This is a genomic window from Rhizobacter sp. P2_G4 (assembly GCF_056403575.1).
On record NZ_JBFUFG010000003.1, the window covers coordinates 96147 to 113399 of the forward strand.

The 17253-nt window shown below is 65.9% G+C and carries 17 protein-coding genes; 13 read left to right on the plus strand and 4 right to left on the minus strand.

Features of this window, described 5'->3' with window-relative positions:
* Positions 1 to 81: 81 nt before the first annotated feature.
* Entirely contained in the window at positions 82 to 1776 is a 1695-nt protein-coding gene (locus AC1DYS_RS13335; RefSeq protein ID WP_477899817.1) for a sensor histidine kinase, read from the minus strand.
* Between the two features lie 114 nt (positions 1777 to 1890).
* A complete protein-coding gene (locus AC1DYS_RS13340) occupies positions 1891 to 2502 on the minus strand; it encodes a response regulator (RefSeq protein ID WP_477899819.1) in 612 nt (203 codons plus the stop codon).
* 351 nt (positions 2503 to 2853) lie between these two features.
* Here AC1DYS_RS13340 and AC1DYS_RS13345 point away from each other — a divergent pair, with 351 nt between their 5' ends.
* Positions 2854 to 3660, plus strand: a complete 807-nt coding sequence (locus AC1DYS_RS13345) for a hypothetical protein (RefSeq protein WP_477899821.1) — start codon at positions 2854 to 2856, stop codon at positions 3658 to 3660.
* Between the two features lie 28 nt (positions 3661 to 3688).
* Here the strand turns inward: AC1DYS_RS13345 and AC1DYS_RS13350 are convergent, their stop codons facing one another.
* A complete protein-coding gene (locus AC1DYS_RS13350; RefSeq protein ID WP_477899823.1) occupies positions 3689 to 4009 on the minus strand; it encodes a hypothetical protein in 321 nt (106 codons plus the stop codon).
* A 285-nt stretch (positions 4010 to 4294) separates the two neighbouring features.
* Between AC1DYS_RS13350 and AC1DYS_RS13355 the strand changes: the two genes are divergently transcribed.
* The 12 genes from AC1DYS_RS13355 to AC1DYS_RS13410 all read left to right on the plus strand — a co-directional run bounded on the left by AC1DYS_RS13355 (position 4295) and on the right by AC1DYS_RS13410 (position 16546).
* Positions 4295 to 4672 carry a response regulator gene (locus AC1DYS_RS13355; RefSeq protein ID WP_477899825.1) on the plus strand — a complete coding sequence of 126 codons (378 nt, stop codon included), beginning with the start codon at positions 4295 to 4297 and terminating at the stop codon, positions 4670 to 4672.
* A 123-nt stretch (positions 4673 to 4795) separates the two neighbouring features.
* On the plus strand, positions 4796 to 7699 hold the full coding sequence (locus AC1DYS_RS13360; protein ID WP_477899827.1) for an adenosylcobalamin-dependent ribonucleoside-diphosphate reductase: 2904 nt from the start codon (positions 4796 to 4798) through the stop codon (positions 7697 to 7699).
* A 96-nt stretch (positions 7700 to 7795) separates the two neighbouring features.
* Positions 7796 to 7969, plus strand: coding sequence for a DUF1328 domain-containing protein (locus tag AC1DYS_RS13365; protein WP_047495600.1), 174 nt, complete (start codon positions 7796 to 7798; stop codon positions 7967 to 7969).
* A 188-nt stretch (positions 7970 to 8157) separates the two neighbouring features.
* The gene (locus AC1DYS_RS13370) at positions 8158 to 8808 is read left to right on the plus strand and encodes a DUF4254 domain-containing protein (RefSeq protein WP_477899830.1); all 651 of its coding nucleotides are present in this window, start codon (positions 8158 to 8160) and stop codon (positions 8806 to 8808) included.
* A gap of 104 nt (positions 8809 to 8912) precedes the next feature.
* Positions 8913 to 10046, plus strand: a complete 1134-nt coding sequence (locus AC1DYS_RS13375) for a glycosyltransferase family 9 protein (protein ID WP_477899832.1) — start codon at positions 8913 to 8915, stop codon at positions 10044 to 10046.
* Positions 10047 to 10257: 211 nt separating this feature from the next.
* A complete protein-coding gene (locus AC1DYS_RS13380) occupies positions 10258 to 10689 on the plus strand; it encodes a CBS domain-containing protein (RefSeq protein ID WP_477899834.1) in 432 nt (143 codons plus the stop codon).
* An 11-nt stretch (positions 10690 to 10700) separates the two neighbouring features.
* Entirely contained in the window at positions 10701 to 10868 is a 168-nt protein-coding gene (locus AC1DYS_RS13385) for a zinc ribbon-containing protein (RefSeq protein ID WP_477899836.1), read from the plus strand.
* 365 nt (positions 10869 to 11233) lie between these two features.
* Complete coding sequence (locus AC1DYS_RS13390; RefSeq protein ID WP_477899838.1) at positions 11234 to 13447, plus strand: LamG-like jellyroll fold domain-containing protein; 2214 nt, start codon at positions 11234 to 11236, stop codon at positions 13445 to 13447.
* Between the two features lie 107 nt (positions 13448 to 13554).
* Positions 13555 to 14304, plus strand: coding sequence for a fused MFS/spermidine synthase (locus AC1DYS_RS13395; RefSeq protein ID WP_477899840.1), 750 nt, complete (start codon positions 13555 to 13557; stop codon positions 14302 to 14304).
* Positions 14305 to 14444: 140 nt separating this feature from the next.
* Complete coding sequence (locus tag AC1DYS_RS13400; RefSeq protein WP_477899842.1) at positions 14445 to 15596, plus strand: ABC transporter substrate-binding protein; 1152 nt, start codon at positions 14445 to 14447, stop codon at positions 15594 to 15596.
* A 135-nt stretch (positions 15597 to 15731) separates the two neighbouring features.
* A complete protein-coding gene (locus tag AC1DYS_RS13405) occupies positions 15732 to 15962 on the plus strand; it encodes a hypothetical protein (protein ID WP_047495613.1) in 231 nt (76 codons plus the stop codon).
* A gap of 92 nt (positions 15963 to 16054) precedes the next feature.
* Complete coding sequence (locus tag AC1DYS_RS13410; RefSeq protein WP_477900821.1) at positions 16055 to 16546, plus strand: low affinity iron permease family protein; 492 nt, start codon at positions 16055 to 16057, stop codon at positions 16544 to 16546.
* 166 nt (positions 16547 to 16712) lie between these two features.
* On the opposite strand, the gene AC1DYS_RS13415 is transcribed toward AC1DYS_RS13410, so the two are convergent.
* On the minus strand, positions 16713 to 17090 hold the full coding sequence (locus AC1DYS_RS13415) for a response regulator (protein ID WP_477899845.1): 378 nt from the start codon (positions 17088 to 17090) through the stop codon (positions 16713 to 16715).
* Between the last annotated feature and the right edge of the window lie 163 nt (positions 17091 to 17253).

Sequence of the window (17253 nt, forward strand, 5' to 3'; positions counted from 1 at the left end):
GCGATCATCGCTTCACAAGTGACGAAGGTGACTCGCTCGGCCCTTAAGCATTCTGAAATCGCGTCTGCTTGACGTCGGCATCTACGGCACGCTGCGCAGCACGGCGTAAAGCTCGCGTGTTCGCACCGGCTTGAACAAGACCTGGTGTCCGCTGCTGTGCACACGCTTGACTTCGTCGGGCGAGGTGTCGCCGGTGATCAGCAGCGCCGGCAGCGGGGCGCCGTAGACGGCGCGCACGCGTTCGATGGCGTCGATGCCGTCTTCATCGTTCGCGAGGCGCAGGTCGGAGACCACGATGTCGATCACACCCGCATGGCGCCGCACCTCGGTACAGGCCTCGTGGATGGTGGCGGCCGTGAGCACTTGGTAGCCCCAGGTCTGCAGAAGGTCGCTCATGCCGACGCGGATGCTTTCTTCGTCGTCGATGAGCAGCAGCGTGCGGCTCGAGTCGATGGGCGAGGGCACGGTGTCGGCCGCAACGACGAGGTTGTCCAGTTCGTCGAACTCGGTCGCCTTGATCAGGATACGAAACACCGTGCCGCGCCCGGGCGTCGACAGCACCTCGAGCTGGTGGCCCATCAGCAGCACCAGGCGCTTGACGATGGCCAGGCCCATGCCCAGGCCGCGCGAGCGGTCACGGCCCGGGTTGCCGACTTGGTAGAACTCGTCGAACACCTTGGGCAGCTCGTCTTCGGAGATGCCGATGCCGGTGTCCCACACCTCGATGCTGACGGCGTTGGCGCGCGTGCGCSCCACGACCACGATGCCGCCTTCGGGCGTGTAGCGGATGGCGTTGTGGATCAGGTTGCTCAGCACCCGCTCGAGCAAGTGCGGGTCGCTCATCACGATCTTGCCGCCGGCCTTGAAGCGCAGCCCGAGGCCGAGCTCTTCGGCCTGCCCGGCGCAGTGCATGTGCAGCACGCGGAACAGATCGCGGATGGGGAAGGACTGCAGGTTGGGCTCGATCACGCCGGCGTCGAGCTTGGAGATGTCGAGCATCGAGGTGAAGGACTGCTCCAGCGCGTCGATGGAGCGGATCATGTTCTTCACCAGCGGCTGCAGCGGCGTGTCGGCGAGGCGTTTTTCCAGCGTGGCGGTGAAGAGGCCCAGCGCATGCATCGGCTGGCGCAAATCGTGGCTGGCAGATGCGAGAAAACGGCTCTTCTCCCGGTTGGCCCGCTCCACGAGAAACACCTGCTGGCGCAGCGCGTGCACCAGCGCGTCGTTGTCGAGCTTGGTCTGCAACTCCTTCATCAGCAGCCGGTGGCGCGCGCTGGCGAAGAAGGCGCAGGTCAGCAGAAACACCGCGGCCAGCGGCGCGATGGTGAGCGTGAGCGGAATGCCGAGGTACACCATGTAGGCCGTCAACGGCGCGAGCAACGGCAGCAGCCACAGGTAGATGGCCCAACGGTGTGCCGACACCAGGTGCGCACCGGCGGCGGCGAGCGCGAACATGAGCAGCACCAGCGGCACCGTCGGTACGACGCCTAGATACACGAGCAGCAGGCCGGGCGCCACGCCCCAGCTCAGCGACATCAGCAGCACCACGACCAGGTAGCGCCGTAGCCATTGCGCCGCCTGCGCCAACGCCGCGCGACCTTGGCGCTTGAAAGACCAGATCAGCAGCCCGTGCAGCGCTTGCGCACCGTGAACCAGCGCGGCCCAGATCCAAACGCTCGGCCCCGGCGACCACCAGATGGCGAATGACACCCAACACACCAGGGCGAGTGCGAACGACACGCCCAGCTCCGCGTAGCCGTAGCGGAACAACTGCATCAGCTGCGAAGCGCGCGTTCTTTCGCGCCTGCGCTCAGGCCCTTCTTCGGTGGGTGCGTCGGCGAGACCGGCGGCGGTGGAAGGCGAAAGCTGAAAAGCCACTGGGCTCTGGAGCTACCTGAACAGGCTGATCAGGTGCGAGCGGGACTTGACGTCGAGCGCCAGCAGAATGGTCGACACGTAGTTCTTGATGGTGCCGAGAGACAAGCCGGTGGCTGTGCTGATCTCCTGGTTCGAGCAGCCCGAGAGCACGAGTTCGAGAATCTCGAGGTGGCGCGGGCCAAGCTCGGCCACACGGTCGTAGCGCGATGAACTCGGGAAGCGCGGGAACCCGCCGTTCGCGCTGCCTTGCGCCGCGGCCAGAAGGCCCATCACCGTGTCGCACATGGCGCGCGGAGCCTGCCCCTTGGTGACGTAGCCAACGGCGCCGAGCGCGCGCACCTGGCCGATCACGAATTCGTCTTGCGTGCCGCTGATGACGGCCACGCGCGCTTGCGGAAAGGCTTCGAGAAACTGCTTCAGGCCTTGCAGGCCCTTGCAGTCGGGCATGTTGAGATCGAGCAGCACGAGCGCGATGTCGGGTTCGCTGCGATACAGGCTGATCGCGTCGGTCAGCGTGCTGGCTTCGAAGAGCTGGAGGTTCGCGTTCTCGACCGCTTCGAGGCTGGTCACGATGCCTACGCGAACCAATGCGTGGTCGTCGACGATGAGGAGTTTGGACATCATGCGTGCGGGCTCATCGGCGAGGTGGCTTCGCGGTGCCACGGAGGAGGCTCCGATGGAAGCCGTCGCATAAGGCAACATCTGGCTCATGGAAGTACCTCTTGTCGATGTGTTGATGCATCAATTCGTACAAGCAAGGCGTGTGCTGCTTGCCGGGCGCTATTGTTGATTCAAACCGGGTACCGCTCACATCCCTAACTACCGGGATGCGGGTACACCCTGAGTTTTCGAGCCGCGAGCGTAGCAGCATCCCAACGCATTGCGTTCTTGACGCAGGCTTGCGGGACGGGTCCACTGCGCGTCGCCGCAAATGGCGAGACAACGGGGCCTCGGGCCTTTTGAACAGGGGAAAGCATGGGTTGGATCAGCGTGGTGGTTGCAGTCGTTTGCGGGGCGTTGGCCGCGGGTGTCATCGTGCCGGCCATGGGCAAACGGACGCAGCTTAAATCGATGCTCGCAGCGGCCTGGCTGGTGCTGGCAGCGGCGCTTTTCGCGCTTGCGCAACAGTTCGTAACTCCCGCGCTCCAGGCTCGTTATGACGCGAGTCGGCTCGACGATTCACTCGCCGGCAATGCGACCTTCGCTGCCTTGAAGAAGCACGACCCGCAGACCTACGAACGCATGATGTCTGGGCTGCGTGACGGACTCATGAAAGGCCGCGACAAGACTGAACTCGTCGAGTCCATGCGCAACGAGATGACGACGCTGGTGCAAAAGCGCCTGCCGGTGGCGTCCGACGAAGCGGCCACCGAGTACATGCGGGTCATGGTGCAGGAGATGGGCGAACTCAGGCGCCAGAGCGGCGATCTGTGCTACCGCTTTCTCTTCGGCGGGCCCGACAAGCGACTCGATCTCACGCGTTACGTGTCAGCCAACACCATCGAGGCCGACTCTGCTGCGTTGAGCCAGGTGGTGCGCAGCTCCACGCTGTCGCCGCAAGCGGTACCGCAGCAGACCGACGTCGCGCCCAAGCTGCAGCCGGTGGTTGCTGCGCTGCACGGCCGGTACGGCGGCGACCTGGCCTTGCTGCAGAACCCGCAGGCACCCGGGGTGGACCGCGACAAGCTCTGCTCGATCAGCATCGACATGTACTCGGTGATCCTGCAGATGCCGCCGGCCGACAGCGGCAAGCTCATCCGCTACCTGATGGGCCAGAACTGAACTCCTGAATTCCTGGCCCGGTGAGGTGTCAGTTCTGCAGGCCGCTGCTGCCTTTTTCCTCGCCACAGCAGTTCTTGCAGGTGGTTTGTTCAGGCGATTGCAGCAGCTCGTCCCAGCCGATCGGTTCCTGGCAGATGTCGCAAAAACCATAGCGGCCCAGGCCGAGCCGGGCCTCGGCTTCTTGCACTGCAGCAAGAGATTGCTCGGCGATGCGAAGGCGGGCGCGCATGGCGTCCCGTTCGTCCTGATCATCCTGCTTGTCGCGCCCGTAGGCCGACAGCCGTTTTCGTTGCAGCTGGATCACCTGGCCGAGGTGCAGCGATCTCTCGCGCAAGCGGCTTTGAAACAAGGCCATCAGGATCAGGTCAGGCGCGCCTTGCCCGGGCGGCGTGTCACGGCTTCCGCTAGTCATGCTTGTCTCCACAGCGTGAGTGCTTTTAAGTGCTCTCTTGTTCGGGCTGAACGCTTCGCTGGGACGGGCTCGCCCGACCCCAGAACATAGGCCCTGCCAAGCCTCGCATCAAGCGCCCTGATGCGACGCGGGTCTCTTGCCGTGAACCGCTTCCCAACCTGAGAGGTTTGACAGGTGTGCCAACCCGCTCTGGGTGCTCCAATCGGGTACGAGAAAACCCGCATGGCACGAATCCTGATCATTGAAGACGAAGCAACCAACCTCGAAATCGCGCAGCTTCTGCTCGAGCGTGGAGGGCACCGCGTGCTCGTGGCGACCGACTGCCGGGCCGGGCTCCTGGCGGCGCGGCGCGAGCGGCCGCACCTCATCATCTGCGACCTGCACGAGCCGGCGCTTCAAGGCTTCGGCGTGCTGGAGCAGCTGAAGCTGGACGCCGCCTGCGCGCAGACGCCGATCGTGGCGGTTACCGACACCTCGGCACCGGGCAGCGCGCATGAGTCGGGGCTGGCGGGCTTCGACGGCTACTTCTCCAAGCCGATCGAGCCGGCGCGCTTCGTGGCGCAGATCGAGACCTTCCTGCCGCAACGCCCCGGGGATTGATTCGTCGGGCCGCTGCGGCAGCGCAGCAAAAAGCGCGAGTCCCTGCCTCCGGGGTGGGGTCTTGCGCTGCAGCATTCGCGATGCGTGCCCCCTTGCGCCACAGTGGCTGCCAGGAGTGCGCCCATGCAAGACACACGCGAAGCCGCAAATCACACCGTCGCCAATCTGCCCGGCCAGGCCATCAGCCGCGAGGTGCTGCTCGAGAAGTACGCCAAAGGCGGCGAGCGTACCGCCGAGGCGGTGAACGAGCGCGTCGCGCGGGCGCTGGCGCAGGCCGAGCCACCCGCCGAGCGCGCGCTATGGGAAGCGCGTTTTGCGCAGGCGCTGCGCCAGGGCTTCGTGCCGGCAGGGCGGATTCAGTCGGCCGCCGGCACCGACATGTCGGCCACGCTGATCAACTGCTTCGTGCAACCGGTGGGCGACTCGATCGCCAAGCCGGAAGACGGCCACCCCGGCATTTACGTCGCGCTGACCGAAGCGGCCGAAACCATGCGCCGCGGCGGCGGGGTGGGATACGACTTCTCGCGCATCCGCCCGCGCGGCGCCTGGGTGGGCAGCACGCAAAGCAGCGCCTCGGGGCCGGTGAGCTACATGCGGGTGTTCGACCGATCGTGCGAGACGGTGGAGAGCGCCGGCGCACGCCGCGGCGCGCAGATGGGCGTGCTGCGCTGCGACCACCCCGACGTCGAGGAATTCATCCACGCCAAGGACGAAGGCGACCTGAAGAACTTCAACATCTCGGTCGGCGTGACCGACGCGTTCATGCAAGCCGTGAAGGCCGACACCGAGATCGAGCTCGTCCACCGCGCCGAGCCGGGCGTGGCGCAGAAGGCCGCCGGTGCTTATGCGCGCGGACCCGTGTGGGTCTACCGCAAGCTGAAGGCACGCGAGCTGTGGCACCAGATCATGCGGTCGACCTACGACCACGCCGAGCCCGGCGTGCTGTTTCTCGACGCGATCAACCGTGACAACAACCTGTCGTACTGCGAGACCATCGCGAGCACCAACCCGTGCGGTGAGCAACCGTTGCCGCCTTACGGCTGCTGCTGCCTCGGCTCGATCGACCTCACGCGCTTCATCAGCAACCCATTCGAGCCGCATTCGCGCTTCGACGAAGCGATGTTCGCCGAGGTGGCCCGCACGGCGGTGCGCATGCTCGACAACGTGATCGAAGTGACGGTGTGGCCGCTGCCGCAGCAGCACGACGAGGCGCGCAACAAGCGGCGCGTCGGCCTGGGCTTCACCGGCCTGGGCGACGCGCTCATCATGCTCAACCTGCGCTACGACACGCCCGAGGCCCGCGCGATGGCACGGCGCATTTCCGAGCTGCTGCGCGACGCGGCCTACGAGGCCTCGGCCGATCTGGCACAGGAGCGCGGGGCCTTCCCGCTGTTCAACGCCGACCTGCTGCTCAGCAGCGGCACCTTCGCGTCGCGCCTGCCGCAGCGCCTGCGCGAGCGCATCCGCGCACAAGGCTTGCGCAACTCGCACCTGCTGTCGATCGCACCCACCGGCACCATCAGCCTGGCCTTTGCCGACAACGCCAGCAACGGCATCGAACCCGCCTTCAGCTGGAGCTACACCCGCAAGAAGCGCATGCCCGACGGCAGCTTCAAGGAGTACGCCGTCGAAGACCACGCTTGGCGGCTGTACCGCCACCTGAAGGGCGAGCAGGCGCCGCTCACGCCAGCCTTCGTCACCGCGCTGGAGATGAGCTCGCTCGACCACGAGGCCATGGTGGCAGCGGTCGGCCCGTGCATCGACACCGCCATCTCGAAGACGGTGAACGTGCCGGCCGACTACCCGTATGCAGACTTTCAGAACCTCTACTTGCAAGCCTGGGAGTCCGGCTTGAAGGGCCTGGCGACCTACCGGCCCAACGCCGTGCTCGGCTCGGTGCTGAGCACGACGCCGGCTGCCACCACCACGAACGCCGCCACGGTGATGAAACTCAACGACGCCAACCAGCGCCTCGCGCTCGAGCGCCTGCCGGCGCCGGTGCTGTCATCGCTGCGCTGGCCCGGCCGCCCCGAGCTGCCGGGCGGCAACGCGGCGTGGACCTTCATGATCCACCATCCCTTCGGCGAGTTCGCGCTCTTCGTCGGCGAGCTGGCCACCGAGGGCGGCTCGCCCAAGCCGTTCGAGGTGTGGGTCAACGGTGCCGAGCAGCCGCGCGGCCTGGGCGCATTGGCCAAGACCTTGTCGATGGACCTGCGCGCCGACGACCCGGCCTGGCTGCAGCTCAAGCTCGATGCAATGGCCACCGTGGCCGAAGAGCGCGCATTCGAGATGCCGTTCCCGCCCGACGGCGAGCGCCGCCTGTTCCCGGGCGTGGTGGCCGCCACCGCCGCCGTGATCCGCTGGCGCTGCGAACAACTCAAGGCCTTGCCGCATGCGTCGGCCCCGGCGAGCCGCGCCGCGCCCACGCCGGTGATCGATGCCATGTTCGCCCGAGACGAGCCGCACACCGGCCCCTCGGGCACGCTGGCCTGGGCGGTCGACGTGAGCAACCCCGCGACCGACGAAGCCTTCACCCTCACGCTGAAGGAGGTGACGCTGCCCGGCCCCGATGGCTCGCCCGTGACGCGCCCCTGCGCCGTAGGCTTCTCCGGCAACTACCCGCGCGCGCTCGATGGCCTGGCCCGTGTGCTCTCGCTCGACATGCGGGTGATCGACCCCGCCTGGATCGGCATGAAGCTGCGCAAGCTGCTCAACTACGCCGAGCCCCTCGGCCACTTCATGGCCTTCGTGCCGGGCCTGCCGCACGGTGAGCGCCGGCAGCAGACCTGGCCCTCGACCGTGGCCTACCTCGCGCGACTCATCATCCACCGCTACGCGATGCTGGGCGTGCTGACCGAAGAGGGCTTCCCTGTGCGGGACATGGGCGTGCTCGAGACGCCGGCCGACACCGCTCCATCACCGATGCTCAGCGGCAAGGTGTGCCCCGAATGCGGCAACCCCAACGTGATCCACAAGGACGGCTGCGACTTCTGCACCGCGTGCGGTTACGTGGGGCAGTGCGGCTGAGCAGAGTCGTCGGCATGTAGATTCTGTTCTCGGAGCAAGCGTAGAAGCTCCGAGAACACCGCATGCACAAGCATCAAACCAACAAGGAGTCATCACATGCTGAAGTGGGCCATCATCTTTTTCATCGTCTCGCTGATCGCCGGCTTTTTTGGCTTCAGTGGCGTTGCTTCGGGAGCGAGGTCGATCGCGAAGGTCTTGTTCGTCATCGCTCTCGTGATCTTCCTCATCGTGCTGGTGTTCGGGGTCTTTCTCGGGCAGCTCGTGTTCTAGGCCTGTTCCGCGTCTCACGTCTTTTGCAGCAGGACGTGCAGAAACGTACCTGCGCGAACACGGCTCGTGTGCTCGGGTTTGAGGGGTCGCAGATGACGCGTCAGGGGTAGCACTGCGGGCTTGAGCCTCTGCGCGGTGGCGGTACGGCGCTTGCCATGTCGACCTCTATCGACATGAGGAGTGCCCCCGTGAATGCGCAGAGTCAGCCCTCTCGCCGTCTGGTTGTGACTGGTGGTGCCTTGCATCCGCCGGTCGCTCTCAGGACCAGCGCGCAGGTAGATGCCTTGCAGCGCGTTCCGTTGACGGGAAGTACAGGCGAGATCCTCGGGGACGACGGCTCGGCGCTGGCGCCGGTGGTGGCGAACCACATGTGGAACAGCCTGCTGTGGGAGCAAGAAGACCAGGCGCGCCGCGCCGATGCGTCCGACGCTGAGATCGTGGCCAACAAGCGCGCGATCGACCGCTACAACCAGCGGCGAAACGACGCGGTAGAAGCCATCGACGAGCGCCTGCTCGCAAGCAGTGAGCCCCTGTGCCCTGGCGCCTGGATCAACAGCGAGACCGCCGGCTCGGTCATCGACCGCCTGTCTATCAACGCGCTGAAGCTGCATCACATGCGCCTGCAGGCAGAGCGTGACGACGTCTCTGCCGATCACCAAGAGTGCTGCCGCGCCAAGCTCGAGTGCCTGCAGGCCCAGCGCAGCGACCTGCTGCAGTGCCTGCAGCGGCTGCTCGACGGTCTGCGCGATGGCACGTGCGGCTTTCGCCTCTACCGCCAGTTCAAGATGTACAACGACCCCTCGCTCAACCCCTATCTGTATGGCAACGGCAAGCACTGAGCAGCCCGCCGAGAAGAGCTTGGTGCCGGTAGCCAACCGCCGCGTCGACATGCCCAAAGTGCTCGATGCGCGTGGTGCGTGCGAACCCGCCGGCATCAGGAGCGATGCCTGTGCCGGCTGACGGCGCACTCGACACGGCGCGCTGGGGCTCCGGCGGGCTGTACCCAGGGCGAGGGGAGCGCGTGGCCGAGGTGAAGCGCATCGCGGTGTTGCGCGCCAACGCGGTGGGTGACCTGGTGGTGTGCCTGCCGGCACTCACGGCGCTGCGCTGCGCTTACCCTGCGGCCCAGATCAGCCTGCTCGGGCGCAGCTGGCATGCCGAATTCTTGCGTGGCCGACCGTCGCCGGTGGACGAGGTGATCGTGCTGCCCACGGCGATCCACCTCGGCTCGCCGCGCGAGAGCAGCGCGCACGATCACGGCGAGGCCGAGACATGCGTTGCCGGCCTGCAATCACGCCGCTTCGACATCGCCTTGCAGCTGCACGGTGGCGGGCGCCACAGCAATGCCTTCATGCAGCGGCTCGGCGCACGCGTGACAGCGGGTCTGCAGGCCGCCGATGCACCACCGCTCGACCGCAACCTGCCTTACCGCTTGCTGCACCCCGAAGTGTTGCGCCTGCTCGAGGCGGTGTCGCTCGTCGGCGCACAAGGCTGCGACGTGGAGCCGCGGCTCGCCGTCACGCCGGCCGACCGCCACGAGGCGGATCATGCGTTGGCGCCGGCCGATGAACGCCCACTGGTCGTGTTGCAGCCGGGTTGCACCGACCCGCGTCGCGCCTGGCCGGCCGAGGCCTTCGCCCAGGTGGGAGACGTGTGTGCACGCCGCGGTGCACGGGTGGTGCTCAACGGCACGCAGGACGAGGCGCCTCGCCTTGCGGCCGTGCGCGCAGCCATGCGAGAGCCTTGCCTCGACCTGGCCGGCGTGCTGTCGCTCGGTGGCCTGTTGGGGCTGCTCGAGCGTGCACGCCTGGTGGTCGCCAACGACACCGGGCCGGCTCACCTCGCGCGGGCGCTCGACGTGCCGAGCGTCACGCTGTACTGGATCTGCAATCTCGCTCCCTATGTACCCATGAGCACGCTGCGGCATGCGGTGGCAGTCTCGTGGCAGCTCCATTGCCCGCGTTGCGGCCGCTTCAACATCGGGACGCGGTGCGAGCACGACGATTCGTTCATGGCGCAGCTGGGCCCCAAAGAAGTGCTGTCGCTGGTCGATTCCTTGTGGCCGGCCGGCGCCTGAAGCCACGCGTGGCATGCGATCACCTGGTTCGGCGGCGGTGCAATTTCTGAAAGCTGAGCAGCAAGTATTGCCACGGCGGGTGGGTTCGCCGCGACCTGTGGTTCACCTCCACCGTGATGACGGCCTTGGCGCAGATGACGCGCTTCGACGTGTGCGCGGAATGGTGCTTGCCCGCTTGAAGATGTCGTTTCCACTCAGTAGGAGCAATGCCATGACCCAGGTTTCAGAAGTGATGACGCGCGGAGTGCACACCTTGCCACCGACGGAGTCCATCCTCAAGGCGGCGCAGGCGATGAAGGAGATGGACGTGGGCGCGATCCCGGTCTGCGATGGCCAGCAGCTGTTGGGCATGGTCACGGACCGCGACATCGTGCTGCGTGCCGTGGCCGAAGACCGCGTGGCGCACGACACGCCCTTGTCCCAGGTGATGACGCAGGACGCATGCTGGTGCTTCGAGGACCAGTCGGTCGACGAGGCCGCCGAGGCGATGCGGGAGGCACAGGTGCGCCGCATGCCGGTCGTCGACCGCGAGAAGCACCTGGTCGGAATGCTGTCGCTCGGCGACGTGGCGACCAAGGCCGGCGAAGAGCAGGCCGGGCAGGCGCTCGAAGGCATCTCCGAGCCTTCGCGCCCTGCACGCTGAGGTCAGCAGCCATGAGCGCACATGCCGGCGAGGAAGCGCAGAAGACAGGCGACTTCCGCTGCCAGAAATGCCACGAGAAAGTGCACGTCAAGAAGGGCGGCAAGATCCCGAAGTGCCCGAACTGCGGCAGCGCAGTCTTCGATACGCGACTCAACGAACCCGGCAACAAGTCGAGTTGACCCGGCTCTGCCTCCTGCGCACAGCCAGCTGACGAGGCGAGGTGCGCTCCAAGTCCACAGGCCTCAAGACAAGGCAGGTTCAGCTTCGCAACGGGACGTTTCCGCAAGCAAGCTTGGCCGCGAACGAAGCGGCGAATCCAAGCTCAGCTTTGAGCGCAAGCGTCGCTGATACYGCGCATCAGAGCGCATTCGCCGGCCTGAATCACCAAGGGCAAGCCCACCGGCGGCGTAAACGCGCGTTCACGCTGTTACGCCGCCGTCAGTGTTTGGTCATGACTCGGGTCGGTGCCGCGATGACACTGCGGCGCTATGAAACCGACGGCCCATCACCGGCCTCGTGAACCCCGCACAGAAAGAAGACACCCATGGCAAAGCATCCCTCCCAAGACCTCGCTGGGGCCGACGACATGCTGCTGCGGCGTCGGCTGCTGTTGAGCCTGGGGGCTGTGCCCATGGTTGCTTTCATGCCCGCCTGCGGCGGCTCCAACGACGGAGGTTCAAGCGTTGCCGCGGATGCTGGCGAGACCGAGTCCGCCACGGCCGCGACCGCTACGACAACGACCACAACGACGACGACCGCCACCACGGCCACCCGCACCTTCACCCACCCCGGCCTGCTGCATACCGAGGCCGATTTCACCCGCATGCGCGACAAGCTCGCCAAGGGCGAACAGCCTTGGGTCAGCGGGTGGGATGCGCTCACGAAGAGCGGCCGCGCCCAGCTCGGGAGGGCGCCCACGCCGCTGGAGACGGTGATCCGGGGCGGCACCGGCGAGAACCACCGCGCCATGGTCGAAGACATGCAGCGCGCCTACCAGTTCGCACTGCGCTGGAAGGTCTCTGGCGACACCGCCTATGCAGACGCGGCAGTGACCTATCTCAACGCCTGGTCGTCGACGATGAAGACGCTGACCGGCAACAACGACCAGATCCTCGCAGCCGGCCTGTACGGCTACCAATGGGCCAACGCCGGCGAGATCATGCGCACCTACACCGGCTGGGCCGCTGCCGACCTCGCGCGCTTCCAGAAGATGCTGCTGGAGTTGTTCTATCCGTGGATCAGCGGCTTCCTGGTCAACCACGCCGGCTCGAAGATCACCAACTTCTGGGCCAACTGGGACCTGCAGGCGATCTGCGGCATCCTCGCCATCGGCATCTTCTGCGACCGCAGCGATCTCTACAACGAGGCGGTGACGTACTACAAGACGGGGCGCGGCAACGGCTCGCTGCCGCACATGGTTCACTACGTGCACCCCGGTCACCTCGGCCAGTGGCAGGAGAGCCCGCGCGACATGGGCCACACCACGCTCGGCATCTCTCTCGGCAGCATGCTGAGCGAGATGGCCTGGAACCAGGGCGACGACCTGTACGGCCTGTGGAACAACCGCCTGCTGGCGGGCGCCGAATACGTGGCCAAGGCCAACCTCAACGACGCCGCCGGCCAGCGCTACACGCTGCCGTTCACGCCGTACACCACCAACAAGGGCACCTTCACCACCGTGGCCACCGACGGCCCGAACGGCCGCTATGCGTGGGAAGCGGCGTACAACCACTACGTCAACCGCAAGGGCCTGTCGGCCCCGTACATGTCGACGATCGCCGCTTCGCTGCGCCCCGAGAAGCTCGACTGGGTCGGCGATGAGCCGGGCTTCGGCACGCTGCCCTACAGCCGTGACGGTTATGCCAGCTTGATTGCACCGAGCGGCGTTTTCGCCAACGTGGTCAACGGCCAGGTGGTCCTGTCGTGGTGGGGTAGTGCGCGGGCAAAGAGCTACAACGTCAAGCGCGCCAGCTCGGCCAACGGCCCGTTCGCCACCATCGCAAGCGCGACCGACCCGCGCACCCACACCGACGCGCCTGCCAAGGGCGTCTGGTACTACAGCGTCACATCGGTCGGTGATGCCGGCGAGAGCCAGCCATCGAGCGTCGTGCGTGCCGCGACCGCGCCCGAGCTTCTGGCGCTGCTGCCGTTGAACGCTGCAAGCGGTACCACCGCCAGCGACACGGCGGGCCGTGCCAAGAGCGGCAAGCTGGTCGGCACCGCCGGCTGGGGAGCCGGCCGCAAGAGCGGCAACGCTTTGTCGCTCGACGGCAAGGGCGCGCACGTGGCCTTGCCGGCGGACGTGCTGGCCCAGACCTCCGACTTCACCGTGGCCGTCTGGGTCTACTGGAACGCCGCCGTCAACAACACGCGCATCTTCGACTTCGGCACCAGCGACATCGCCTACATGGCGCTGATCCCGCGAGACGCCAGCGGCAAGCTGCGTTTCACGGCCACGCGCAGCCACTACTTCGGCGAGCAGAACATCGTCGCGACCAGCGCGCTGCCCACCGGGCGCTGGGTGCACGTTGCGGTCAAGCTGGCGGGCGACGTGGGCAAGCTCTATATGGACGGCGTCCAGGTCGGCGAGGGCAGCGGCATCGTCGTGACGCCGTTCCAGCTCGGCGACACGCCCAACGCATGGCTCGGCCGTTCGCAGTACGGCAGCGACCCGAGTTTCAATGGGCGGATGCAAGACCTGCGCATCTACAACGGCGCGCTCAGCAACGCAGAGATCGCGGCACTAGCCGCCGCCTGAAGGTCGCGCCGAAACGGCCAGGAAAGAAGGGAAGGGTGCGGGGGAAAGCCCCGCGATGACATGATGTGAGGCCAACGCCTCCTCCCGCACCTTGGGGTCCACGCCGCATGTCATCACCCTTCGCGCACGCCAAGCCCTTCGTCCACGAGGACGACAAGACCCGCTCGCTGCACTTTTCGCTCTGCGAGCTGCAAAGCCGCATGCGCCTGCAGAACCCTGATGCGCTCGACGTGGAATACACGCGGGCCATGATGGGCTTCCTGCTATTCAACAGCCGGCCGCAGTCGATTGCGATGATTGGCCTGGGCGGCGGCTCGCTCGCCAAGTTCTGCTATCGCCACTTGCCCGAAACCCGCATCACCGTGGTCGAGATCAACCCGCATGTGATTGCCCTGCGAGACCAGTTCAAGGTACCGCCCGACGACCGGCGCTTTCGCGTGGTCGAGGCCGATGGCGTTCAGTTCGCCGCGCAAACCGAGCAGCGCTTCGACGTGCTGCTGGTCGACGGCTTCGACGACGCCGGCATGCCCGACGGCCTGGGCACGCAGGCCTTTTACGACGACTGTTTCCAGATGCTCGCGCCCCAGGGCATCCTGGCCGTGAACCTGCACACCGAGCACCCGGACTACCGGCTGTTCGTCGGCCGCATCGAGCGCAGCTTCGACTTCAGCGTGCTGACGGTCAACGTCAAGCGCGAGGGCAACGCCATCGTCTTCGCGTCACGCGGTGCGCTCGCCGAACTGCGGCACAACGGCGTGATGCGCCACCCCGAACGCCTGGCACCAGAGGCCTGGACCGAACTCCGGCCCACCTTTGCGCAGATCGTGACCTCGCTGGGGGCTGTTCACGCTGGATGAACGCCGCGCCGGACGAGGCTGCGAATTACGTCCGTGAATTGTCAACAGAACGGCGTGCGTCTTTGAAAGAGGAGCAATCCGTCATCAGCCCATCAGGGTTCGAGCAAGACGGGAGGCGGCTGGCTTTCTAGCATCGTCGGATGCGTATTTCATCTCGACGCCGAGCCGTCTTCCTGTCTCCTTTGTTGTTGCCGATCGCAGCGCATGCGCAGTCCGTCGACGAGAACGGGGTGACGCGTTCAACAGTGACGGTGGGGCGGCTCTCGCCGCAAAGTTCCAAGCTCTTCGGTGCGATGGCGCGCCAGCATGCCGATGGTGCCGATGCCTACATTGCCGAAGTGAATGCGAAAGGCGGCGTCGCGGGCCGGCACATCGTTGTCAAGGACCGCGACGATGGCTACAGCGCCGAACGGGCCGAGGTGGAACTGAAGGCGCTGATCGAGACCGACAAGGTCTTCGCCTTGATGGGCGCGTTCGGAACGCCGACCCTCCCGACCGTCGTCAGGATCGCCGATGGCGCGGGTGTTCCACTCGTCGGCGCCAATGACGTTGCCGACGACGCGCGGCGGCCGATCCGCAAATATGTGTTTCCGGTTCGCGCGTCTGCATTCACCGAGGCGGTTGCTTCGGTGAAGCACCAGGCCATGATCGGCGCGAAACGCTTCGTCGTTCTGTCGTGCAAGGAATCCTTCGGCCCGGCTGGCGCGGCGGCCTACAAAACCGCGTTGAAGCAAGCCGGCCTCGAGGCGCCAGAGATCAGCTTCAGCATCAGCTCGGACGATCCGAAGCTCATCGCGAAACGCTTGATCGATGTCCAGCCGGAGACCATCCTGGTGTCGGTCCTGCCCAAGGCATTCGCAGCGGTCGCACGCGAGTACATCAGGCTCCGGGGCAAGGCAGTCATGATGGGCCTGTCTCCCATCCGCATCGACGATCTGCACACTGAACTCGGGCCGCTCGCGGCCGGCATCGTGCTTGCGCAGGCCTTGCCGTCACCGTTCACCGCGGCATCGGCCTTGGCCAATGAATACCGGCGGCTGATGTCACTTCACAAGCCGGGCGTGGAAGCCTCGTACTTCGGCCTGGAAGGCTTCATCGAGGCGAAGGTCCTCGTCGAAGGACTCAAGCGCACGGGCGCCAGGCTGACGCGTGATCGGTTCCTGTCGGCCCTCGAGTCCATGACAGACCACGACCTGGGCGGCTTCTTCGTGCGTTACGGCAAGGGCATCCGCACCGGCGTGACGTTCGTCGAACTCGTCATGCTGAAGGCCGACGGGTCCATCTTGCGGTAGTCAGCCGGAACGCCTCGCCGGTGTAGGACTTGTCCGTTTCTCATGAAAGGGGCCTGTTCGCCGAGCGCGCCGCTTCGTACTCTTCACACATCGGCTTTCGACAGACCAACTTCAAGTAACCATCCGCCAGACACCATGAAAACCACCCCTAACTTCATCGTCGGCGTGACCGCATTCGCTGCGCTGAGTGCCGGTGTCTTGTTGGCAGTGGAAGACCCCGCGCTGTTCGACCCCAAGCAGGCCATGCTGGTGAACGCCGATGAACACCAGGTCGACGGCACCGAGGGCTTGTTCTCCGCCCCGCCGCGTGCGGGCTTCTCGGTCTCCAGGCCGGCTTCACCGGTGGTGCAGCCGCTGCGGCAGTGAAGCATCATCCGCCGAACGGCGCTGCCCGGCGCGCCCGGCGGCAGCAGACGCTGAAAGGCACCGAACTCGCTGACGACGAGCCGCTCGGCTCGATGCCTTCCACGAGCAGCGTCTCGTACGCCGCCACGCATTCGCCGCTGCTCACTGCGTTCGATCGATTCGCCTCCGGCGTGACCCGCTGGGCCGGTTCGCCAACGGCCTTCTGCGTGGCCTTGCTGACCGTGGCGGCCTGGGCGGCGGTGGGGCCGCTGTTTCACTTCTCCGAGAACTGGCAGCTGGTGATCAACACGGGCACCACGATCGTCACCTTCCTGATGGTTTTCCTGATCCAGCAGAGCCAGAACAAGGACAGCGTGGCCGTCCATCTGAAGCTCAACGAACTGCTCGCGGCAAACCGCGAGGCCAGCAACCGCATGATCGGCATTGAAGACCTCGACGAGCAAGACCTGCGCGAGGTGGCGAACTTCTACCTGAGGCTGTCGGAACGTGCCAAGACTGCCGGCCCGGTGAAGGAACTGCACTCCATTGACGAAGAAGGCCTGCCGGTGGAGGCGGAGCCTCACGCCACGCACACCGCCGGCTAAGAACCTGAGAGTCTTCGCTCATGCCCGCTCATCACGTCAAAAGACGCCGGCTCGTCGTTGCAAATGCTCGCCATAGCCAGAGCTATGGCTGTGCTTTGCGCCTAGATCCGGCGCCTTTTGACGCGCTGCTCGGGCACGCACGAAAAACCCTCGAGCTCTGAGGCCGTCAGTTCACGGCGTCGCGGACCTTGCTGGTGATGTCGACGAGCAGGGCTTCGAGGTCTTCGGGTTCGAAGGGCTTGAGCAGCGAGCGGACGTTGGGGCCGAACTGGCTGACCGCGTCTCCGAATGGGTAGCCCGAGCACAGCACCACCCACTGGTTGGGGCGGGTCGCCAGCAGCTTGCGGGTCATGTCGGTTCCCGACATGCCGGGCAGGCTCACATCGGTGATCAGCACGTCGAACTCTCGTTCGGCAAACACAGCCAGTGCTTCTTCCGCGGTGGCACAGGTGGTGATGTCCCGGTCAGGGGCCTCCATCAGCATGCCGATGGTCTCGCGCAGATCGTCGCTGTCTTCGACATACAGAATGGTGACGGGGGGCAAAAGAATCTCCAGCGGGGGACACGGCGAAAAGTCTACGCCGACGCGGCTGCCCGTCGACTCCCGAGGGTGAGCGGGCGCAGCGACGTCACACAGCCCTTGGCAGGTAAACGTGTCTGAATGTAGGCGCTGTCCTACACCATCTGGCGCGGTCGTCCTTCAAAGC